The organism is Streptomyces sp. NPDC048001 (genome assembly GCF_043203115.1).
Taxonomy (GTDB): domain Bacteria; phylum Actinomycetota; class Actinomycetes; order Streptomycetales; family Streptomycetaceae; genus Streptomyces; species Streptomyces sanyensis.
In genome coordinates, this window is the sequence record NZ_JBIDBN010000008.1 from 1 (window position 1) to 21,369 (window position 21,369).

Annotated in this window: 20 protein-coding genes; 16 read left to right on the top strand and 4 right to left on the bottom strand. The window is 74.0% G+C overall.

Annotated features, from left to right (window positions below; translation table 11 throughout):
* Window positions 1–228: 228 nt before the first annotated feature.
* The 8 genes from ACGF15_RS15830 to ACGF15_RS15865 all read left to right on the top strand — a co-directional run bounded on the left by ACGF15_RS15830 (window position 229) and on the right by ACGF15_RS15865 (window position 7,468).
* The gene (locus ACGF15_RS15830) at window positions 229–873 is read left to right on the top strand and encodes an HAD family hydrolase (RefSeq protein ID WP_345616327.1); all 645 of its coding nucleotides are present in this window, start codon (window positions 229–231) and stop codon (window positions 871–873) included.
* 140 nt (window positions 874–1,013) lie between these two features.
* Entirely contained in the window at window positions 1,014–2,234 is a 1,221-nt protein-coding gene (locus ACGF15_RS15835; protein WP_392799448.1) for an MFS transporter, read from the top strand.
* The gene (locus tag ACGF15_RS15840; RefSeq protein ID WP_362608789.1) at window positions 2,185–3,360 is read left to right on the top strand and encodes an acetoin utilization protein AcuC; all 1,176 of its coding nucleotides are present in this window, start codon (window positions 2,185–2,187) and stop codon (window positions 3,358–3,360) included. The genes ACGF15_RS15835 and ACGF15_RS15840 overlap by 50 nt, the downstream gene beginning before the upstream one ends.
* A 172-nt stretch (window positions 3,361–3,532) precedes the next feature.
* Window positions 3,533–4,336 carry a phosphatase gene (locus ACGF15_RS15845; protein WP_392799451.1) on the top strand — a complete coding sequence of 268 codons (804 nt, stop codon included), beginning with the start codon at window positions 3,533–3,535 and terminating at the stop codon, window positions 4,334–4,336.
* 127 nt (window positions 4,337–4,463) lie between these two features.
* The gene (locus ACGF15_RS15850) at window positions 4,464–4,676 is read left to right on the top strand and encodes a helix-turn-helix domain-containing protein (protein ID WP_014046653.1); all 213 of its coding nucleotides are present in this window, start codon (window positions 4,464–4,466) and stop codon (window positions 4,674–4,676) included.
* A 122-nt stretch (window positions 4,677–4,798) separates the two neighbouring features.
* Window positions 4,799–4,897, top strand: a complete 99-nt coding sequence (locus tag ACGF15_RS15855; protein WP_003948845.1) for a 30S ribosomal protein bS22 — start codon at window positions 4,799–4,801, stop codon at window positions 4,895–4,897.
* 238 nt (window positions 4,898–5,135) lie between these two features.
* Window positions 5,136–6,200, top strand: coding sequence for an NAD-dependent epimerase/dehydratase family protein (locus ACGF15_RS15860; RefSeq protein ID WP_392799454.1), 1,065 nt, complete (start codon window positions 5,136–5,138; stop codon window positions 6,198–6,200).
* A gap of 86 nt (window positions 6,201–6,286) precedes the next feature.
* Window positions 6,287–7,468 (top strand): lysophospholipid acyltransferase family protein, encoded by a 1,182-nt coding sequence (locus ACGF15_RS15865; RefSeq protein ID WP_392799457.1) that lies wholly within the window; start codon window positions 6,287–6,289, stop codon window positions 7,466–7,468.
* A gap of 104 nt (window positions 7,469–7,572) precedes the next feature.
* On the opposite strand, the gene ACGF15_RS15870 is transcribed toward ACGF15_RS15865, so the two are convergent.
* From ACGF15_RS15870 to ACGF15_RS15880, 3 genes are all read right to left on the bottom strand, one after another.
* The gene (locus ACGF15_RS15870; RefSeq protein ID WP_345616333.1) at window positions 7,573–8,769 is read right to left on the bottom strand and encodes a DUF5667 domain-containing protein; all 1,197 of its coding nucleotides are present in this window, start codon (window positions 8,767–8,769) and stop codon (window positions 7,573–7,575) included.
* 316 nt (window positions 8,770–9,085) lie between these two features.
* The gene (locus ACGF15_RS15875) at window positions 9,086–9,928 is read right to left on the bottom strand and encodes an ECF subfamily RNA polymerase sigma factor, BldN family (RefSeq protein ID WP_345616334.1); all 843 of its coding nucleotides are present in this window, start codon (window positions 9,926–9,928) and stop codon (window positions 9,086–9,088) included.
* 400 nt (window positions 9,929–10,328) lie between these two features.
* Entirely contained in the window at window positions 10,329–11,270 is a 942-nt protein-coding gene (locus ACGF15_RS15880) for an HAD-IB family hydrolase (protein WP_362608779.1), read from the bottom strand.
* A 124-nt stretch (window positions 11,271–11,394) separates the two neighbouring features.
* On the opposite strand from ACGF15_RS15880, the gene ACGF15_RS15885 reads away from it, so the two are divergent.
* The 8 genes from ACGF15_RS15885 to ACGF15_RS15920 all read left to right on the top strand — a co-directional run bounded on the left by ACGF15_RS15885 (window position 11,395) and on the right by ACGF15_RS15920 (window position 20,737).
* Entirely contained in the window at window positions 11,395–11,670 is a 276-nt protein-coding gene (locus tag ACGF15_RS15885; RefSeq protein ID WP_345616336.1) for a glutaredoxin family protein, read from the top strand.
* Between the two features lie 357 nt (window positions 11,671–12,027).
* A complete protein-coding gene (locus ACGF15_RS15890; RefSeq protein WP_345616337.1) occupies window positions 12,028–12,753 on the top strand; it encodes a redox-sensing transcriptional repressor Rex in 726 nt (241 codons plus the stop codon).
* Window positions 12,750–14,423 carry a glutamyl-tRNA reductase gene (locus tag ACGF15_RS15895; RefSeq protein WP_392799463.1) on the top strand — a complete coding sequence of 558 codons (1,674 nt, stop codon included), beginning with the start codon at window positions 12,750–12,752 and terminating at the stop codon, window positions 14,421–14,423. Before ACGF15_RS15890 ends, ACGF15_RS15895 begins: the two co-directional genes overlap by 4 nt.
* The gene (hemC, locus tag ACGF15_RS15900; protein WP_345616339.1) at window positions 14,420–15,379 is read left to right on the top strand and encodes a hydroxymethylbilane synthase; all 960 of its coding nucleotides are present in this window, start codon (window positions 14,420–14,422) and stop codon (window positions 15,377–15,379) included. Before ACGF15_RS15895 ends, hemC begins: the two co-directional genes overlap by 4 nt.
* Window positions 15,376–17,037: a uroporphyrinogen-III synthase gene (locus ACGF15_RS15905; protein ID WP_345616340.1), complete on the top strand. Its 1,662-nt coding sequence runs from the start codon at window positions 15,376–15,378 to the stop codon at window positions 17,035–17,037. Before hemC ends, ACGF15_RS15905 begins: the two co-directional genes overlap by 4 nt.
* A gap of 280 nt (window positions 17,038–17,317) precedes the next feature.
* A complete protein-coding gene (locus ACGF15_RS15910; RefSeq protein ID WP_392799468.1) occupies window positions 17,318–18,172 on the top strand; it encodes a class I SAM-dependent methyltransferase in 855 nt (284 codons plus the stop codon).
* Window positions 18,173–18,327: 155 nt separating this feature from the next.
* On the top strand, window positions 18,328–19,329 hold the full coding sequence (gene hemB / locus ACGF15_RS15915) for a porphobilinogen synthase (protein WP_345616342.1): 1,002 nt from the start codon (window positions 18,328–18,330) through the stop codon (window positions 19,327–19,329).
* Between the two features lie 322 nt (window positions 19,330–19,651).
* A complete protein-coding gene (locus ACGF15_RS15920) occupies window positions 19,652–20,737 on the top strand; it encodes a ParB N-terminal domain-containing protein (protein WP_392799471.1) in 1,086 nt (361 codons plus the stop codon).
* Window positions 20,738–20,796: 59 nt separating this feature from the next.
* On the opposite strand, the gene ACGF15_RS15925 is transcribed toward ACGF15_RS15920, so the two are convergent.
* Window positions 20,797–21,321: a MaoC/PaaZ C-terminal domain-containing protein gene (locus ACGF15_RS15925; protein WP_362608767.1), complete on the bottom strand. Its 525-nt coding sequence runs from the start codon at window positions 21,319–21,321 to the stop codon at window positions 20,797–20,799.
* Between the last annotated feature and the right edge of the window lie 48 nt (window positions 21,322–21,369).

Below are 21,369 nucleotides of genomic sequence, written 5' to 3' on the forward strand. Positions count from 1 at the left end.
GGTACTGCAGGGGGGACCCTGTGGGAGAGTAGGACGCCGCCGAACTATTGTTGGGGAGAGCCCCGGAACACCGTGTGTGTTCCGGGGCTTTTTCGCGTTTCCGGACCGGTTTCCGGGGGGCGTGGAGAGTGTCCGGGGCAAGGATCCGCGACACCGGCCGCCGGGAGGCAAGGCGAAGCCCCGGCGCCCCCGGCCACCCCGCCAACCGGGTGGCATAGGGTCGAAGCCATGCGCTACGACCTCGTCATCTTCGACAACGACGGTGTACTCGTCGACAGCGAACCCCTGGCGAACACCGTCCTCGCCGGCTATCTGACCGAGCTGGGACACCCGACCTCCTACGAGGACTCGCTGCGCGACTACATGGGCTCCGCCGTCCACCGGGTACACGACCTCGTCCGTGAGCGCACCGGCCGGTCCCTCCCCGCCGACTTCGACGCGACCCTGCACGCCCGTACCGTCGCCGCCTTCGCCCGGGAGCTGAAGCCCGTCCCCGGAGCCGAGGACGTCCTCGGGGCCCTCGCGGCCGACGGAATCCCCTACTGCCTCGCCTCGTCCGGAAGCCATGAGCGCATCCGGGCCGGGCACCGCGTCACCGGGCTGGACCGGTGGTTCGGGGACGGCACCGTCTTCAGCGCCGAGGACGTGGGCCGGGGCAAGCCCGCACCCGACCTCTTCCTGCACGCGGCCCGCAGCATGGGCACCGCGCCCGGGCGCTGCGTGGTCGTCGAGGACAGCAGGCTCGGCGTCCAGGCCGCGCTCGCCGCCGGCATGGACGTGTACGGGTTCACGGCCATGACCCCCGCAGCCGCGCTGGCCGGTGCCGCGGGCCACTTCGCGGCCATGCCGGAGCTCCTGCCGCTGCTCGACTGACGCCCCCGCGCCGCCCGCACCGCGCCCGGCTCCCCGAGCCGACCGCGGAGCGCGGCAGACGGGCCCCGCGCCCTGGCCGCCGAAGGAGCCCCCGCGCCCTCCCTACCGCACGGTAGCCCGTGGCCCTACGCTGACCGGCCATGACAGACGCGCGGTTGCGCCGCGGACGCGGCTCCCTGGCCTTCGCGTTCCTCGTCCAGGGTGCGGCGTTCGCCCTGCTGGTCACCCGCATTCCGGCGATCCAGGACCGCTACCGCATCGGCGACAGCCTGCTGCCGCTCTTCCTGGCCGCCGTCCCCGTCCTCGCCGGCCTCGGCAGCCTGGCCACCGGAGGGCTGGTGCGACGCGTCCCCCCGAGCACGGTGCTGCGGTGGTCGCAGCCCGCGGTGCTGCTCTCCCTGCTCGCGGTCGCCACGGGCCGGGAACTCTGGCAGGCGGCCGCCGCGCTCTGCCTGTTCGGCCTGGCCGTCGGGGCGCTCGACGCCTCGATGAACATGCTCGGCGTCAGCCTCCAACGGGCCTGCGGGCGCAGCATCATGCTCGGCTTCCACGCGGCCTTCAGCCTCGGCGGGATCCTCGGCGCCTCGCTCGCCTGGGTGGGTGCCTACGGACGGCTCCCGCTGGTCGTCCCCTGCCTCCCCGTCGTCCTGGTGCTGGGGCCCGCCGTGCTCGCCGCCTCGCGCTGGTACGTGGACGCTCCCCCGGCCACGGCCTCCGGCGAGGAGCGGAGCGCCCGCACCGCCGCGGTGCCCTTCGGCGCGCTGGCGCCGCTGTGCCTGGTGATGGCCTTCGCGTACATCGGCGACGCCACCGTCGCCAACTGGAGCGCCACATACGTCCAGGACGTGCTCGGAGGGTCGGAGGCGCTCGCGACCGTCCCGTACAACCTCTACATGGCCACCACGCTGATCGGCCGCACGGCCGGGGACCGGGCCGTGCGGCGGTTCGGTGCCGTGGCCGTGGTGCGCGTCGGGACGCTGCTGGCGGCGGCGGGTTTCGCCCTCGTGGCCGCGGCTCCCGGGCCCTGGACCGGGATGGCCGGGTTCACCCTGCTGGGAGTGGGGCTGTGCGTGGTCGTGCCCCAGACCTTCGCCGCCGCGGGTCGGCTCGGTGGGGGCGGCAGCGACGCGGCCGTCGCCCGGCTGAACGTCTTCACCTATGTGGGCTTCCTCGTCGGCTCGCCGCTCGTCGGCGGACTCGGCGACGCCTGGAGCCCCCGCGGGGCCATGCTGGTGCCGATGGTGCTCGTCCTGGTGACGCTGGTGTACGCCCGGTCGTTCGCCGCTCAACCGGACCGATACGGTGGCCCCCATGAGCGGCCGCGGGTTGTTGATGTGGGACGAGGCGGTAACGGGCTATGACTTCGGGAACAGCCACCCGATGGACCCGGTACGCCTCGCACTGACCATGGGCCTGGTGCGGGCCTACGGCCTGGACCAGGCCGTCGAGGTGGTGGCCGCGAAGCCGGCGGGCGACTCCACGCTCCGGCTGGTGCACCGCGAGGACTACATCGCCGCGGTGCGTGCCGCCTCCCGGGAGCCGCGCAGTGCCGACCAGTCCTACGGGCTGGGCACGGTCGACGACCCGGCCTTCGCCGGCATGCACGAGACCTCGGCCCTGATCGCCGGGCAGTCGGTGGGCGCCGCGGAGGCCCTGTGGCGGGGTGAGGCCGAGCACGCGGTGAACTTCGCCGGAGGGCTGCACCACGCCATGCCCGGCGGCGCGTCGGGCTTCTGCATCTACAACGACGCGGCGCTGGCGATCGCCCGGCTGCTGGAGCTCGGGGCGGAGCGGGTGGCCTACGTCGACGTGGACGTGCACCACGGGGACGGCGTCCAGGCGGCGTTCTGGGACGACCCCCGGGTGCTGACGATCTCCCTGCACGAGCACCCCGGGACCCTGTTCCCGCAGACGGGGTGGCCGGATGAGACCGGCGGGGAGGGGGCCGCGGAGGGATCCGCCGTGAACCTGGCCCTGCCGGCGGGGACCGGGGACGAGGGCTGGGTGCGCGCCTTCCACGCCGTGGTGCCCGAGCTGCTGGCCGACTTCGCCCCGCAGGTCCTGGTCACCCAGCACGGCGCGGACACCCACTTCGAGGATCCGCTGGCCCATCTCGCCGTGTCGCTGGACGCCCAGCGCGCCGTGCAGCTCGCCTGCCACGACCTGGCCCATGCGCATGCCGGGGGCCGGTGGCTCGCCCTCGGCGGCGGGGGCTACGAGGTCGTGGGCGTGGTGCCCCGGTCGTGGACCCACCTGGTGGGGATCGCCGCGCACCGGCCGGTGGAGCCCGAGTCGGTCATTCCCTCCTCCTGGCGGGCGGAGGTGTACGCCCGCACGCGGCAGCTCGCCCCGGGGCGCATGACCGACGGCCGGTGGCCGGTCCGGGTGCGCGGCTGGGAGGACGGCTACGACCCCGCGGACCGGCTGGACCAGGCCGTTCTGGCGACCCGGCGGGCCGTGTTCCCGTTGCGCGGCCTGCTGGCCTGATCGCGGGTCCCCGGGCGGGCACCGGGAGAGCCGCCCACCCTCGGCGTCCTCGTCCGGGACCGGGATCGGTCCGATCTCCCGGTGGGTGCGGTTCCGGCCGGGATTAGGCCAACAGGGGGCCGTTTCGCGGGTTCCCGCCTCACCGCCGTCCGGCTGCGCCAGCATCGGAGGGGTGTTGAGCACCCCAGCGCTGCGCGCGCATCTGCTGGCGTCCCGGCTGGCCGGGGACGTGGCGACCCCCCGGGAGGCCAGTCGGCGCAGCTATCGCGCCTTCGCGGCCCGCGACCCCCGGGTGACCCTGGGCCTCGAACCCCTCGACCGCTGGGACGAGCGGGAGTTGCTCGCCCTCATGGCCGACCGCTGCGGCGTCTCCGCGGACCCCGCGCTGAGGACCGGCCGGGACGCCATCGACCCCGATCTGACGCTGCGCGCCCTGGACGCCTTCGCGGCGCGCCTCGGCGACGCCGTGCGCCGGCGTGCGCCGGTACTCTTCGGAACGGGCCATCCGCACCGCCTGCTCGGGTTCTACGCCGATCTGGCGGACGCGGCGTCGGCGGCGGGCTGCCCTGTCCTCACCCCGGCGCAGGGGCGATGTGTCGACATAACGACCCGGTTCGGCGTACGTCCGCTGGTCCTGGCGTACGTACGGGGAGTGGGCCAGGTCCGGGAGCCCGGCCTGCGGGGGCCGGGGGTGCACAGCCATTCCCCCTTGCCGGTGAGGATCGCCCTGGAGGCGGCCGCGGCGGGCGGAGGGCCGCTGCCCGAGCTGGTCGTCGGGGATCACGGCTGGGTCTGCGGGGCAGGTCAGCTGGGTATCGAAGCCATCGGGCTCGCCGACACAGACGACCCCGCGCTGTTCGTCGGCGAGGCGGAGGGCAGGGTGTCCGTCGCCGTTCCGCTTGACGACGCGGTCCGGGCGGACAGGTACCGGCCCCTCACGGGGTATGTGCTCCACCGGTCCTTTCCGCCGTCGTAGCCGGGGGATTGCAGCTCCTCTTCCCCACTTGCATCACACGCCCCTACTCTGGGCAGTGAGCGCACAGCGACGAAGAGTCACCGGAGGGGAAGCCGGTGCGCGTCGGGTGCGGAAGGTACAGGTGGTCATGGCTGCTGGCAGCGAGAGGCCTCTCAACGAGGTCAAGTTCCTTACCGTGGCGGAGGTCGCCTCGGTGATGCGGGTGTCGAAGATGACGGTGTACCGGCTGGTGCACAGCGGTCATCTGCCGGCGATTCGGGTGGGGAGGTCCTTCCGGGTACCGGAACAGGCGGTGCACGAGTATCTCCGCGAATCCTTCGTGGGGGTGGAATCGGCGTGACCGGTGCCTGACGGCTGCACTCGGATTACGTCCCTCACCCGGCGGCAGGTAGGCTAGGCCGACGTAGGTCGTGTGGGCCCAGACGCCCCGCACCGAGTGAAGAGAAGTGAGCGAGGGTAGTCGTGGGCTCTGTTATCAAGAAGCGGCGCAAGCGGATGGCCAAGAAGAAGCACCGCAAGCTGCTCAAGCGCACGCGCGTTCAGCGCCGCAACAAGAAGTAGGCGGCGGCTGTACGCTTCTCGGCCCTCCCCCCGGTCCACGGGGGGAGGGCCGAGGCGTGTCCGGACCCGGCGCCTTCCCGTGAACCGGGTCCCGGCCCCCGCGGTGCGGTGGCACCCGATCCGGCCGCACCCGTCCGGGGTCCGGAACGAAAGGTCCTGGCAAAAGTGCGCCGCGCGGTCATCACAGCGCAACACCGACGCGCTACGGTGACGCCAGGACCGAGGGAAGGCGCTGATCTTGGGCAGGATCGTGCTCGTCACCGGTGTGGCCCGGCCGCTCGGCGGTCGCCTGGTGCGCCGCATCCGGCGTGACCCGGACGTGGACCGCGTGATCGGCGTCGACGCCGTACCGCCCGCCCACCAGCTCGGGGGCGCGGAGTTCGTCCGCGCCGACATCCGCCGTCCCGCCATCGCCCGGGTCCTCGCCGAGCACGCCGTGGACACGGTGGTGCACATGGACGTCACGGGGACGCCGCTCGGCTCGGGCGGGCGCGCCTCGGTCAAGGAGACCAACGTCATCGGCACCATGCAGCTGCTCGGTGCCTGCCAGAAGTCCCCCACGGTCCGGCGGCTGGTGGTGAAGTCCAGCACCAGCGTCTACGGCTCCGCCCCGCGCGATCCGGCCGTGTTCACCGAGACGACCCCGCCGAAGTCGCTGCCCAGCGGAGGCTTCGCCAAGGACGCCGTCGAGGTCGAGGGATACGTCCGGGGCTTCGCCCGCCGCCGCCCCGACGTCGCCGTGTGCGTGTTGCGCTTCGCGAACATCCTGGGCCCCGGAGCGGACTCGCCCCTGGCCGAGTTCTTCTCGCTCCCGGTGATGCCGACGGTGTTCGGCTACGACCCCCGGCTCCAGTTCGTCCACGAGGACGACGTGCTCGACGTCCTCATGCTCGCCCGCGACGAGCCGCGCCGGGGGACGCTCAACAGCGGCACCTTCAACATCGCCGGCGACGGGGTGCTGACCCTCTCCCAGTGCTCGCGGCGGTTGGGACGGCCCACGATGCCGGTGCTGCTGCCGGCGGTCACCTGGCTCGGCTCCGCACTCCGGACGGTCGGGGTCACCGACTTCTCGCCCGAACAGATCCGGCTGCTCACGCACGGCCGGGTCGTCAGCACCGTCCAGATGCGCGAGACCCTCGGTTTCGAGCCCCGGTTCACGACCGCGGAGGCGTTCGCGGACTTCGCGCGCAGCAAGGGCCCCGGCCTGCTGCCGCCGGAGCTGGTGGCGAAGGCGGTGGACGAGGTGGCGGCGGCGCTGCCCGTGCGGCGGGCCGGGGACGCGGAGTACCAGGGCGCCGGGTAGGGGTCGGAGCACGGCGCCGGCGAGGCGGCGTCCGGCGGGCCGCAGACGTGGCGCAGGACAGTCCGGGACAAGGAGCACAGGCAACGATGGCGGACGCCAAGGTCATTCCCTTCGACGACGACCGTTCCCGCGGGGGTGCGCAGCGGCCGTCGCGCCGCCGCTCCGGCGGCCCGGCCCGGCGGAGCGCCGAGCGGGCCGCCGCGGCCGGTGACGGCCCCGTCCGCGAGCCGGGTGCCGCGGACCGCCGTGCCGGGCGGACCCGCGGCACCCGGGACGGCGGAGCGCGCCGGATGGAGGCTGCGCCGGAGCCCCTGCCGGAACCCCGGCCCGAGGACCGGCCCGAGCCCCGGGCGGAGGCCGCCCCGGCGCAGGGAGGGCCGGCCGCGCCCGCGCCCGGGGCGGTGCCGCAGCCGGAGGAGGGCGCCCGCGGCGACTGGGACCGGCGCATCGCGGGAGGGCTCGCCTTCCTGCGCCGCCGGCTCACCGGCGACTACGAGGTCGACGAGTTCGGCTACGACGCCGAGCTGACCGACCAGGTGCTGATGTCGATGCTGCGGCCGCTGTACGAGAAGTACTTCCGGGTCACGGTGAAGGGCGTCGAGAACATCCCGGCCGAGGGCGGGGCCCTGGTGGTGTCCAACCACTCCGGCACCCTGCCGCTGGACGGCCTGATGATGCAGGTCGCCGTCCACGACAACCACCCCGCCGGACGCCATCTGCGGCTCCTCGCCGCCGATCTCGTCTTCCATCTGCCGGTGGTGAACGAGCTCGCCCGCAAGGCCGGCCACACGCTGGCCTGTGCCGAGGACGCGGAGCGGCTGCTGCGCCGGGGCGAGGTGGTCGGAGTGATGCCCGAGGGCTTCAAGGGCATCGGCAAGCCGTTCTCGGAGCGGTACAAGCTCCAGCGCTTCGGCCGCGGCGGGTTCGTGTCCACGGCGCTGCGGGCGGGTGTGCCGATCGTGCCGTGCTCGATCGTCGGGGCCGAGGAGATCTACCCGATGATCGGCAACGCCAGGACGCTGGCGCGGGTCCTGGGCTTTCCCTACTTCCCGCTCACGCCGACGTTCCCCTGGCTCGGGCCCCTCGGAGCGGTGCCGCTGCCGACGAAGTGGACGATCCAGTTCGGGGAGCCGATTCCCACGGACGGGTACCTTCCGGAGGCGGCGGAGGATCCGATGCTGATGTTCAACCTGACGGACCAGGTGCGGGAGCAGATCCAGCACACGTTGTACAAGCTGCTGGTCCAGCGCCGGTCGGTCTTCTTCTGACGCTGCTTCGAGCCCGGAGCCCGGAGCCCGGAGCCCGGGCCGAGGGCGACCGGGCCCGGTGGGGGCGCCGGCCTTCCGGCCGGTGCGCCCACCGGGTGCCCTCCCTAGCGGTCCTCGGCGTCGAGTCCGAGACCCGGCAGGATCCCCGGGAGCAGCGGGGGAATGGTGACGTCGGGGGCCGGCTCCTCGCCGTCCTGAGCCGACGGGGCGGGGGACGCCTCCTGGGCGGGCGGATCGAGCAGCCCGCTGGTGGTGCCGCCGAGCAGCCCCTCGTCCTCGGTCTCCGTTCCGGAACCGGACGGCCGGGGTGTGGAGCGCTCCTCGCCGGGCTTCGCGCCGCCGTCGGAGGCGGGTGCCGAGGGCGCCGCGCTTCCCGGGGAGGTGGCGCGCCCCGCGTCCTGCGGGGTGCCGGGGCTGCGGGGGCCGGTGCGCCGCTCCTTCTCCGCGGGGCGCGGGAGCAGCGACTCCAGGGGCCCGACCTCCTGGTCTATGGCGTCGAAGGCCGAACTGACCTCCTCGCCCACGTCGGTGAGCTGGACGGGGAGCCGGTTGCGGAGTCCGTCCCAGGTGTCGCGGTGGGACCGGGAGAAGGAGTCGAGCGTGGCCATCGGGGCGAGCGAGCCGTCCCGCTCGTATGCCGCGCTGAGCAGCCGGTGGCCCTCGGTGACGTCGTTGCGCATGCCGGTCAGGGCGCGCCGGACCTCGCTGAGCGACTCGTGGTCCAGGGACCCGGCCCGGTCGCGCTCCATCAGCCGCCGGGCCTCGCTGAGCCGGGTGGACGCCTGGTCGAGGTAGAGCTCGCCCTTGTCGGAGTCGTCGTCGGCGAGCCCGAGCCGGAAGTCCTCCATGCCGCGCTTGAGCCCGTACAGCGAGTCACCGGGGAGGGCGTCGGAGCTGGCGGCGGCCACGCCGCTGAACGCCCCGGCGGCCACGCCGACGGTGAGCCCGCCGGCAGCGAGCCCCTTCGACCAGCGGGACCTCGGTCGCAACTTCCCGAGCGGGGAAGCCCGGTGGGCGCCCCGGCCGTGGGTCCGCTGCTCGGGCACCGTAGGGCCCGTGGCCCCCTCGGCGCCGCCTTCCTGGAGCATCGCCTCCATCGCGGCCACGAGCTGTGCCCGCTGGACGACCTTGACCTCGGGGTCCATCTCCGGTTTCGGCAGCTCGCCGAGACCGTGCGCCAGGCTCAGCAGACGCGCGTGGTCGGTCTCCTCGACCGACTCGTCGGGCTGCTCGGCCGCCTGGTCTTCCAGGGCCTGGGCGAAGGCGCTCGCCCGCCGGTGTGCCGAAACGTTCGCGATCACTGGCGGCACCTCCTCTCGTCATGACGGTCGACTCCCCCGGGGGGCTGGAGGGTTGCCCGCCCTGAGTGCATCCACACGAACGAGTGAGTGGCTGCGGGCATGGCGTTTCCACAGGGAGCCTGCAATCCGCACAACGAGCGGCGCGGCAGTTGGGTTACGCGCGAAAGATGATCGGACCAGTGCGTCATCGAGGCGTCACCGAATGTGAGTTGGGGGCGGGGGCGGGTGGGGGGACACGGTGTGCGGGACGGGGCCGTGGCGGCAGGGCGCGGGACCGGTGGGGGGACGGGGTGTGCGGCAAGGGCGGACGGGTGCGTCAGCGCGCGTCGTCGGGCAGCAGGCGGGCGAGGGTGCGGACGGCGCGGTACTGGAGGGTCTTGATCGCCCCCTCGTTCTTGCCCATGGCCCTCGCCGTCTCGGCGACGGAGAGGCCCTGGAGGAAGCGGAGCGTGACGCACTCCTGCTGCTGGGGGTTGAGCTTGCGGACGGCTTCGAGCAGCGCGGCGTTGGACAGGGACTCCAGCACGGAGTCCTCCGGGCTGCGCTCGACCTCGTTGGCGTCGAGCATCTCGCCGGTGGTGACCTCCAGCCGGAAGCGGCTCGACTTGAAGTGGTCGGCGACCAGGTTGCGGGCGATGGTCACCAGCCAGGCGCCGAAGTCCCGCCCCTGCCAGGTGAAGGTGGAGATCCGCCGGAGCGCGCGGAGGAACGTCTCGCTCGTCAGGTCCTCCGCCGTCGCCTTCCCGCCCACCCGGTAGTAGATGTACCGGTAGACGGTGTCGCTGTACTGGTCGTAGAGGCGCCCGAAGGCCTCGGCCTCACCGGCCTGGGCCCGTTCGACCAGGTCCATCATCCGGGCGCTGTCGCTGTCGGCCGCGGGGCGGCGGGCGGTCGCCGAGGCCCCGCCGCCCCGGCCGCCCCTCCGGGCGACGGTGCGCCCGTCGCCCGCCCTGCGCCCGTCGGCCACGGCGGATCGGGCGGGACCGGCCTCGATGCCGTCGGCGAGGGCGTAGCAGGGGGCGGCGGGTCCGGGGGCGGGACCGGCCAGGGCGAGGGCGGGGACGGCGAACGCGGTGGGGACGAGGCCGCGCAAGTGGTCGAGGACCGCTGCGCGCAGCGTAGCCAGGCCCGAGGCGTCAACCCCGACGTGTGGGTACACGGGACTCCCAGAGGCAGAGCTTCCATCACGTGCAGTGCGGGACCGTTCACCCGTCGTGATGACCGGCCGGGTCCGTCATGCGTCTGAGGAGAATAACGCTTCGTACAGGCAGCGCTACACCCAGTTGCTCAAATCGCCGTTTCCGACCCTTCTGTTATGTCTTGGTGACGGCTTCGCTCGCAGATAGTGACCGCTTGTTGATCGATCTGCATCGGTTTCTGTCGTGCCGCGGGGCCGGTTGTGCCCGCACCGTGCCATCGCCACTGGCCGCGGCCTTGGGTGCGCAGGGTTGCAGGATCGTGTCGGCACACGTGCGGGTCGTGACCGCGGGGCTGATCGCGGAGGTACGGGCTTGACCGGCCGTGCCGGGCGCCCTCCCGTACGGCCCGGGGGGCGGGGCTCAGCGGCGGCGGCGGTGCAGGGCCACGGCGGCCGCCGTGCCCCCCGCGAGCGCGCCCACGCCCGCCGCGGCCGGGATGCCGACCTTGGCGGCCTTGCGCCCGGTCCGGTAGTCGCGCAGCCGCCAGTCGCGCTCCCGGGCGTGCCGTCGCAGCGCGCTGTCCGGGTTGATGGCGTAGGGGTGGCCGACGAGCGAGAGCATCGGGATGTCGTTGTGGCTGTCGCTGTACGCGGCGCAGCGCGTCAGGTCCAGGCCCTCCGCGGCGGCCAGCGCCCGCACGGCCTCGGCCTTCGCCGGCCCGTGCAGGGGCTCGCCCACGAGCTTGCCGGTGTAGACGCCGTCCAGTGACTCGGCCACGGTGCCGAGCGCCCCGGTCAGTCCGAGGCGCCGGGCGATGATGGTGGCCGTCTCGACCGGTGCCGCGGTGACCAGCCACACCTTCTGCCCGGCGTCCAGGTGAGCCTGGGCCAGCGCCCGGGTGCCGGGCCAGATCCGGTCGGCCATGTACTCGTCGTAGATCTCCTCGCCGATGCTCATCAGCTCGGAGACGCGATGGCCCTTGACGATGGACAGGGCGCTGTCGCGGGCGTCCTGCATGTGCTCCGGGTCCTCGACGCCTGCCAGCCGGAACCACGCCTGCTGCCAGGCGAACCGGGCCAGCTCGCGGCGCTGGAAGAACTTCCTCTTGTACAGGCCGCGGCCGAAGTGGAAGAGCGCCGCGCCCTGCATGACGGTGTTGTCCAGGTCGAAGAAGGCCGCGGCGCGCACATCGCCCGCGACCGGGAACTCGGGTTCGGCTTCCGGCTCCGGGCCCTCGGGTCCGCGCTCCGCCTCCAGGGCCAGGGAGGACTTGCGCGCGGCCTCGGCGGCGGCCTCTCCGGCCAGCACGCTGCGTGCCGTGGCGGAGCGCCTACGGGGGGTGAGCCATCCCAGTGCGGCCATGCGGTGAGCATAGCCAGTCCGTCCGCGCCCGCCCGAACTGCGGGGATGCGGTGGCGTGAACAGTCGGCGACGGCGCTGCCCGGGTCCGCCTCCGCGCGGCGCCGGGGCCGGTGAGAATGGGGGCATGAGTCCCCTGCTGCGACGTGCGAAGAAGAAGGCCGGCGAACGCGTGGTCACGCTCATCGGCAAGCCCGGGTGCCATCTGTGCGACGACGCCAGGGAGGTCGTCGCGCGGGTGTGCGCCGAGGCCGGCGCGGCCTGGGAGGAGAAGGACATCACCCGGGACGAGGAGCTGCACCGCGCCTACTGGGAGCAGATCCCGGTGGTGCTCGTCGACGGTGAGCAGCACACCTTCTGGAAGGTGGACCCGGGGCGGCTGCGGCGGGCGCTGGAGGAGTGAGTCCGGCCCGGCCGTGCGGGCCGGCGCCCGCGGCCGCGTCCGGCCCCGTTTCGCGGGCGCCGGGGGGTGTCGCCGGGAGGGTTCCCCGGTGCACAGTGGGACGGTGCGGTCGTCCCGTGGCGCGCGAGGCGCAGCGGCCGAGAGGTGTGTACTGTTTCGCGCCTTTTGGGAGTCGGTCGCTCACGGGCGGTGCGCGGTTCCGGAATTCGCCTGCCGGAACGCGTGACCCCGGTCACTTTGCACGGACAAAGCGGACACTATCTTTGTGCACGCGTTCACAAAGACATAGCCTGCTGTCGACGGGGCGGTCTGGGGAACCACGGCCGCCTGTAGCCCCGCTCATCCCGCAGGAGCACCGTGGCAACTGGCCGAAATCACCGACCGGCGACCCGTAGCCGAGGAATCCCCGAGGCCACCGTCGCCCGGCTTCCGCTGTACCTCCGCGCGCTGACGGCGCTGTCGGAGCGCTCCGTGCCCACGGTCTCCTCCGAGGAGCTCGCGGCCGCCGCGGGCGTCAACTCCGCGAAGCTGCGCAAGGACTTCTCCTACCTCGGCTCCTACGGGACCCGCGGTGTCGGGTACGACGTCGAGTACCTCGTCTACCAGATCTCCCGTGAACTGGGGCTGACCCAGGACTGGCCGGTCGTGATCGTCGGGATCGGAAACCTCGGTGCGGCCCTCGCCAACTACGGGGGGTTCGCCTCCCGCGGCTTCCGGGTCGCCGCGCTGATCGACGCCGACCCCGCGATGGCCGGCAGGCCCGTGGCGGGCATCCCCGTCCAGCACACCGACGAGCTGGAGAGGATCATCACCGACAACGGCGTGTCGATCGGTGTGATCTCGACCCCGGCCGGCGCCGCCCAGCAGGTCTGCGAGCGCCTGATCGCCGCCGGTGTCACCTCGATCCTCAACTTCGCGCCCACCGTGCTGAACGTCCCGGACGGCGTGGACGTCCGCAAGGTCGACCTCTCGATCGAACTCCAGATCCTCGCCTTCCACGAGCAGCGCAAGTCCGGCGAGGACGCCGAGGGCCCGGCCCGGAAGGGGCCTGACGGGGACATGCCCGCCGTGATGCCGGCATGAGCCTCCTGGTCGTCGGCCTCAGCCACCGCAGCGCCCCCGTCAGCGTGCTGGAGCGCGCCTCGCTCCCCGTGGACGCGCAGACCAAGCTGCTGCACGACACCCTGGCCGCCGAGCCGGCGGCCGAGGCCGCCGTGCTCGCCACCTGCAACCGCATCGAGCTCTACGCGGACGTGGACAAGTTCCACGCCGGCGTCGCCGAGCTGTCCACCCTGCTGGCCCGGCACAGCGGTGTCGGGCTGGAGGAGCTCACCCCCTACCTCTACGTCCACTACGAGGACCGCGCCGTCCACCACCTCTTCTCGGTGGCCTGCGGACTGGACTCGATGGTCGTCGGCGAGGGCCAGATCCTCGGCCAGATCAAGGACGCCCTCGCCCGGGGCCAGGAGCAGCACACCGCCGGACGGCTGATCAACGACCTCTTCCAGCAGGCGCTGCGGGTGGGCAAGCGGGCGCACAGCGAGACCGGGATCGACCGTGCGGGCCAGTCCCTCGTGACCTTCGGCCTCGAACAGCTCGCCGTCGGCGAGCCCGTGGAGCGGTGGGCCGCGGGCAGGCGCGCCCTGGTCATCGGCGCCGGTTCGATGTCCGCGCTGGCCGCGACCACCCTCGCCCGGCTCGGTGTGCGCGAGCTCGTCATCGCCAACCGCACGCCCGAGCGGGCCGAGCGGCTCGCCGCCGCGCTCTCCGCGGCGGGCGGGGTGCGCGCCCAGGCCGTCGCCATGTCCGCGGTCGCCGACGAGCTGACACGTGCCGACATCGCCGTCTCCTGCACCGGGGCGACCGGGCTGGTGCTCACGGCCGAGGCCGTGGCCGCCGCCCTGGCCGAGCACGTGGTCCCCGAGAGCGCCCCCGCCGTGAACCTGCGCGCGCCCGAAGGCAGCCTGGTGGCCCGTCTCGCGGCCGTCGCCGCCCGGGACGGGCGGGTGGCCGAGCTGCCCGGCGCCGCGGAGGCGACCGGCTTCACCGCACCCGGCTCCGCGGCCGAGGGCACCGAGTGCCCCGTGGGCCTCGCGGCCGACCACGGGCCCGAGGGCGTCGACGGCACCGGCGGTGCCGCCCACGACCTCGCCCTGCACGGCGTCTGGGCCGAGAACGCCGAGTACACCGAGCGGGGTCCCGCGGTCCCCTCCCGGGTGCGGCCGCTGTCCGCCGGTCCGGTCCGCCTGGCCCTGCTCGACCTGGCCATGCCCCGCGACATCGACGCCGCCGTGCACCGCCTCGCGGGCGTGCGGCTGGTGGACATCGAGTCGCTCGCGGAGGCCTCCGCCGACGCCCCCATGGCCGCCGACGTGGACCAGGTGCGCACGCTGGTCTCCGACGAGGTCGCCGCCTTCGGCGCGGCGCAGCGGGCCGCCCGCATCACCCCGACCGTGGTCGCCCTGCGCACCATGGCCGCCGATGTGGTGGAGAGCGAGATGGCCCGCCTCGACGGCCGCCTGACCGGCCTCGACGAACGGCAGCGCGCCGAGGTCACCCAGACCGTGCGCCGTGTGGTGGACAAGCTCCTGCACGCGCCCACCGTGCGGGTCAAGCAGCTGGCCAGCGAGCCCGGCGGCGCCGGGTACGCGGACGCGCTGCGGACCCTGTTCGACCTCGACCCGGAGACGGTCGCCTCCGTCAGCCGGGCCGACCTGAATGACGCAGACGTCAAGAACCGAGGGCGGGTATGACCGAGAGGGCACTGAGGCTCGGGACCAGGCGCAGCAAGCTCGCCATGGCCCAGTCCGGGCAGGTGGCGGACGCCGTGCGCCGGGCCACCGGCCGGGAGGTCGAGCTCGTCGAGATCACCACGTACGGCGACACCTCCCGCGAGCACCTCGCGCAGATCGGCGGCACCGGCGTGTTCGTCGCGGCGCTGCGGGAGGCGCTGCTGCGCGGCGAGGTGGACTTCGCGGTCCACTCGCTCAAGGACCTGCCGACCGCACCCCACGAGGGACTGGCGCTGGCCGCCGTGCCCCGCCGGGAGGACCCGCGCGACGCGCTCGTCGCGCGCGACGGGCTGACCCTCGACCGGCTCCCGGACGGCGCGCGCGTCGGCACCGGTTCGCCGCGCCGTATGGCGCAGCTCAACGCCTACGCCCGCTCCCACGGGCTGAGGATCGAGACGGTCCCCATCCGGGGCAACGTCGACACCCGGATCGGCTACGTGCGGAGCGGGGAGCTCGACGCCGTCGTGCTCGCCGCCGCCGGACTCCGCCGCATCGGCAGGTCCGGGGAGGCGACCGAGCTGCTGCCCGTCGACTCCGTCCTGCCCGCCCCCGGCCAGGGGGCCCTGGCGATCGAGTGCCCGGCGGACGACGCCGCGCTCGTCGCCGCGCTCTCCGTACTCGACGACCCGCACACGCGGGCCGCCGTGAGCGCCGAGCGCTCCCTGCTCGCCGCCCTGGAGGCCGGCTGCTCCGCACCCGTGGGTGCGCTGGCCGACCTGCTGGGCGACGGTCGGGAACTCACCGAAATGCGCCTGCGGGGCGTCGTCGGCACGACCGACGGCTCCACGCTGGTGCAGCTGTCCATCACCGGTCCCGTACCCACGTCGCACGGCGACGCCATCGCGCTCGGTCGCGAACTCGCGTCCGAGATGCTCGCCAAGGGTGCGGCCGGTCTTATGGGGGAGCGAGCACTTTGAGCCCCACCACCTCGAACCACCAGGCCCTTCCGGCACACGGGCACGTCACCTTCCTGGGGGCCGGCCCCGGCGACCCGGGTCTGCTGACCCTGCGCGCCGTGGAGGCCCTCGCCGACGCGGACGTGCTGATCGCCGAGCCCGCCGTGCTGGACGTCGTCCGCGGCCATGCACGGGCAGGCGTAAGCACGCCCGAGCTGACGGTTGTTGACGACGCGTCGGCAACCGCCTCGATCCCCGTACTGCGGGATGCGGCCAATCTTGTCATGGAGGCCGCGCGGGGCGGCAAGCGGGTCGTCCGTGCGGTGACGGGCGACCCGGGCCTGGACACGGACGCGGGCCGCGAGATGCTGGCCTGCGCCTCCGAGGGCATCCCCTTCGAGGTCGTCCCCGGCATCGCCGCGGCCGTCGGCGTGCCCGCCTACGCCGGTGTCCCGCTCCGGGACGCCGAGGGCGCGGACGTCCGCTTCGTCGACGCGGTGACCGCCAGCGACCGCTGCTGGACCGAGGTCGGCGCCAGCGACGCCACCGCCGTCGTCTCCGCCACCCTGGAGACCGTGGCGGCGGCCGCGGCCGAGCTGGTGTCCGCCGGGCGCAAGCCCGACACCCCGCTCACCGTGACCGTCGCCGGCACCACCACCCGGCAGCGCACCTGGACCGCCACGCTCGGCACCATCGCGGGGACCCTCAAGCAGGCGAAGGTCCTCCCCTCGCCCGAGGGCCACCAGCCGGTCATAGCCGTGGTCGGCGAGCGCAGCGCCGCGGCGCAGCGCGACCGGCTCGCCTGGTTCGAGTCCAAGCCGCTGTTCGGCTGGAAGGTCCTGGTGCCCCGCACCAAGGAGCAGGCGGCCTCCCTCTCCGACCAGCTCCGCTCCTACGGCGCGGTGCCCCACGAGGTGCCGACCATCGCCGTCGAGCCGCCGCGCACACCGCAGCAGATGGAGCGCGCGGTCAAGGGCCTGGTCACCGGCCGCTACGAGTGGATCGCCTTCACCTCGGTCAACGCGGTCAAGGCCGTCCGCGAGAAGTTCGAGGAGTACGGGCTCGACGCCCGCGCCTTCGCCGGGATCAAGGTCGCCGCCGTGGGGGAGCAGACGGCCCGCGCGCTGATCGACTTCGGCGTCAAGCCGGACCTGGTGCCGAGCGGCGAGCAGTCGGCCGCCGGCCTGCTGGAGGACTGGCCGCCCTACGACCCGGTCTTCGACCCGATCGACCGCGTCTTCCTGCCGCGGGCCGACATCGCCACCGAGACGCTGGTGGCCGGGCTGATCGAGCTCGGCTGGGAGGTCGACGACGTCACCGCCTACCGCACCGTGCGCGCCTCGCCTCCCCCCGCGGAGACCCGTGAGGCGATCAAGGGCGGCGGCTTCGACGCGGTGCTCTTCACCTCGTCCTCCACCGTGCGGAACCTGGTCGGTATCGCGGGCAAGCCGCACAACGTGACCGTGATCGCCTGTATCGGCCCCGCCACCGCCAAGACGGCGGAGGAGCACGGGCTGCGGGTGGACGTGCTGTCGCCGGAGCCGTCCGTGACCCGGCTGGCCGAGGCCCTGGCCGAGTTCGGCGCGGCGCGCCGGGCGGCCGCGCTGGAGGCCGGCGAGCATGTGACGCGGCCGTCCGAGCGGCGGCCGGGCGGGCGCAGACGGCGCACCACCACCTGAGCCCGGGAAGCGCGACGCACGGGGCCGGTGCCGACGGGGAGACCCGCGGGCACCGGCCCCGTCCGCGTCCCGGGGCCGCGTCCACGGAACCCGGACCGTCCGCCGCCCGGACCGGCCGCAGCCGGGCTGCCGTCCGCCGCCGGGACCCGGTCCCCGCCCGGACCGGCCGCAGCCCGCCGGCGGTGCTTGATCCCGGCCGGTCCGCGGCGTACACCGGAGAGGGAGGGCGCGCGTCCCGCGCGCCGCGACCGCCGCTCACATCCGCAGGTGGGTGACCGAGATGACCGGCAGGACCCTGCACGTCGACCCGTCCAACGCCGACCAGGCCCGCTCCTGGGACGGCCCCGAGGGCGCCTACTGGGCGGCGCACGCCGAGCAGTTCGACCGGAGCGTCCACGCCTACCAGGGCCCCTTCCTGGACGCCGCCGCCCTCCACCGGGGCGAACGGGTGCTCGACATCGGCTGCGGCACCGGCCTGGTCTCCCGGGCCGCCGCCCGGCTCACCGCCGGCGGCGAGATCCTCGGCGTCGACCTGTCCCGCGCGATGCTGGAGGCCGCCCGCGAGGAGGCGGCACGCGAGGGACTGGACACCGTCCGCCACGAGCAGGCCGACGCGCAGACCCACCCCTTCCCCGAGGGCGCCTTCGACGTGGCGCTGAGCCGCACCGGCTGCATGTTCTTCGCCGGCCCGGTGGCCGCCTTCCGCAACATCGCCCGGGCGCTGCGCCCCGGTGGGCGCCTGGTGCTCATGGTCTGGCAGGACATGTCCCGCAACGAGTGGTTCCGCTCCTTCGCCACCGCCCTCGCGGCGGGACGGGACCTGCCCGCACCGGAGCCCGGGGCACCGGGGCCGTTCTCGCTGGCCGACCCCCGGGTCGTGCGGGAGGTGCTGACGGCCGCGGGCTTCGCCGAGCCGGAGCTCACCGGGGTGGAGCTGCCGATGACCTTCGGGCGGACCGCAGACCAGGCGTACGCCTTCGTCAGCGGGCTGCTGGCCTGGATGGTCGAGGACCTCGACGAGCGGACCCGGGCGCGGGCGCTGGACGACCTGCGCACGGACATCTCCGCCCATGCCACCGGCGCCGGGGTGCTCTACGAGTCGGCGGTGTGGATCGTCCGCACCGTCCGGCCGTAGGCCGTGTCCGGCGAATCCCGCCCGGCGCCCTGCGGGCGGGCGGCGGCCATGTGCCGGACACGACCCGGCGCGCAGGCCGCGGCGGGCCCGGCCGTCCCCTCCGCGCCGACGGGGTGTCGGTAATCGCCGGCCCCCGGCGGGCGTAGCGTGGCGGTATGACTGCGTACGGATCCTTCCCCGGTGCCCGCCCCCGGCGGCTCCGGACCACCCCCGCCATGCGGCGTATGGTCGCCGAGACCCGGCTGCACCCCTCCGACCTGATCCTGCCCGCCTTCGTCCGCGAGGGGATCACCGAGCCGGTGCCGATCCAGGCCATGCCGGGCGTCGTCCAGCACACCCGCGACACCCTGCGCAAGGCCGCGGTCGAGGCCTGCGAGGCGGGCGTCGCGGGGATCATGCTCTTCGGTGTGCCGGAGGACGCGAAGAAGGACGCCCTGGGCACCGCGGGCACCGACCCGGAGGGCATCCTCCAGGTCGCGATCCGCGATGTGCGCGCCGAGGTGGGCGACGACCTGGTGGTCATGTCGGACCTCTGCCTGGACGAGTACACCGACCACGGCCACTGCGGCGTCCTGGCCGCCGACGGCCGTGTCGACAACGACGCCACCCTGGAGCGCTACGCGGAGATGGCCCAGGTCCAGGCCGACGCGGGCGTCCATGTCGTCGGCCCGAGCGGCATGATGGACGGGCAGATCGGCGTCGTCCGCGACGCGCTGGACACCATCGGCAAGGAGGACGTGTCCGTCCTCGCGTACACCGCGAAGTACTCCTCCGCCTTCTACGGTCCCTTCCGGGAGGCCGTGGGCTCCTCGCTGCGGGGCGACCGCAAGACCTACCAGCAGGACCCGGCCAACGCCCGTGAGTCCCTGCGGGAGCTCGCCCTCGACCTGGAGGAGGGCGCCGACATGGTCATGGTCAAGCCCGCGGGCCCCTACCTGGACATCCTGGCCGAGGTCGCCGCGTCGGTGGACGTGCCCGTGGCCGCCTACCAGATCAGCGGCGAGTACGCGATGGTCGAGGCGGCCGCCGAGAAGGGCTGGATCGACCGTGAGGCGGCCATCGCCGAGACCCTGCTCGGCATCCGGCGCGCGGGTGCGCGCATGATCCTCACCTACTGGGCGACGGAGGCCGCCCGGCGCCTGAACGCGGCCCGCTGAGGCCGCAGCCGCCGGTTCCGGCGCCCCGGCCTGCGCCCCGCCCCGCGTCCCGCGTCCGTGGGGGGCGCCCCGTCGGCTCCCGGGGCGGGGGACCCCGGCCCGGGCCGGGGAGCGCGCACCGCGGGGCGGCCCCGCCGCGGGAGGCCGCGTGGCCCCGGGCCCGACCGCGCCTGGGGCGTCCGACCAGGCAGGACTCGCTGACGGTCGCCGCCCGGCCCGGAGTCGGAGGGCATGGTCCGCTTTCCTACTTTCGGAGGGTGTCCTCTACACCTACTGATGGGAGGATCTGAAGGGTCATGCGAGTACGACGGGGGAGATGGCGATGGCAGGCCTGGCACATGACGGCTCCACCATGCCCGTGGAAGGCGCTCCGGCGGGAGCCGGACCACGGGTGATCGGCGAACTCGACCGCAGCGCCACGGCGAAGGTCCGGATCCGGTCCCTGAGGCCGGCGGACTCACCGAGGCTCGCGCGCAGGTCCGAGGAGCATGTGCGCCTCCTGGCCGCAGCGGACGCGGCGCTGCCGCCCATCCTGGTGCACCGGCAGACGATGCGGGTGATCGACGGTACCCACCGGCTCCACGCCGCGGAGTTGCGCGGTGAGGAGGAGATCGCGGTCCGCTTCTTCGACGGCGACGCCGAGGACGCGTTCGTGCTGGCCGTCCGGGCGAACATCGCCCACGGGCTGCCGCTGTCCGTCGCCGAGCGCGCCGCGGCCGCGAGGCGCATCATGGACACCCACCCGCAGTGGTCCGACCGGGCGGTGGCGGAGGCCGTCGGGCTCGCCGCCAAGACCGTGGCCGCCGAGCGCAGAAGTTCGACCGGGGAGAATCCGCAGTCGAAAGCCCGGCTGGGGAAGGACGGCCGCCTGCGGCCGCTGGACGGAGCCTCGGGCCGGTTACGCGCCCAGGAGCTTCTCAGCAACAGCCCTGACACCCCCCTGCGCGTGATCGCGCAGCGTGCCGGGATCTCCATCTCCACGGCCTGGGACGTGCGTTCGCGCATACAGCGCGGGGAGGACCCGGTCCCGCCGCGGCAGCGCAAGGCGATGGCCGCCGCCGGCGGCCGGCCGCCGGCCGGAGGCACCGGGACCGCCGCCCGGAACCGTCGCGGTGCCCCCGGGACTCCGTCCCCCTCTTCTGCGGGGAAGCCCGGCGCCGACGCTCTGGAGCGCTTGCGCAAGGATCCCTCGCTGCGGTTGAGCACCACCGGACGGGACTTCCTGCGGTGGTTCGAGTCCCGGCTCATCTCCCCCCAGGAATGGCGGGACTTCGTCGACAGGGTGCCCCTGCACCAGGTGGGCGCCGTGGCCGAGACCGCCCGGAAGAACGCCGAACTGTGGCGGCAGTTCGCCGACCAGGTCGGCGCGCGACGGCCACTCGACGAGGAGCGGGACCACGGCGGATGAGCCAGGCGGACTGCCGATGCGGAGGACAACGCTGTCAGACCCCGGTGCCCGAGCGCACGTCAGACGCGGGCGTCCGGGCGGGAGGAACCGGTCCCGAGAGCCGGGAAGCGGGGCAGTGAGGCATCGGCCCTGGTCCGGTAGAGGCGGGTCTGCTCCGCGGTGCACACCGCACCGCGGTCCTCCGCCTCAACCCTGACGGCCAGCACCAGTTCCAGGTAGTCGCGCGGTCGCATACGGGCGCCGAGCAGGGTCACCCCCGCGCGCACCCTGCCCCCGACGACGGCCGGGGCGCGGAAGCGCACCCGGTCAAGACGGTGGTTCAGCCCCGACTCGGACCAGTCGAGGTCCAGCAGGCTGTCGGTCAGATACGTGATCAGCGACAGGACCAGGAATCCATGGGCGACCGGGGCTCCGAAGGGACCGGCGGCGGCGCGGACGGGATCCACATGGATCCCCTGCCAGTCCCGTGTGAGGTCGGCGAAGGAATCCACGTCCCGCTGGGTGATCTCGAACCATTCGCTGTATCCGCAGTGGACGCCTGCCCGTTCCTGGAACCATGCGGCAATCTCCTGCTGTGTCGCCATGACCGGCCTCCTGTGAAATTCCTGGGAAAGACGCGCGCCGCCGGCGGA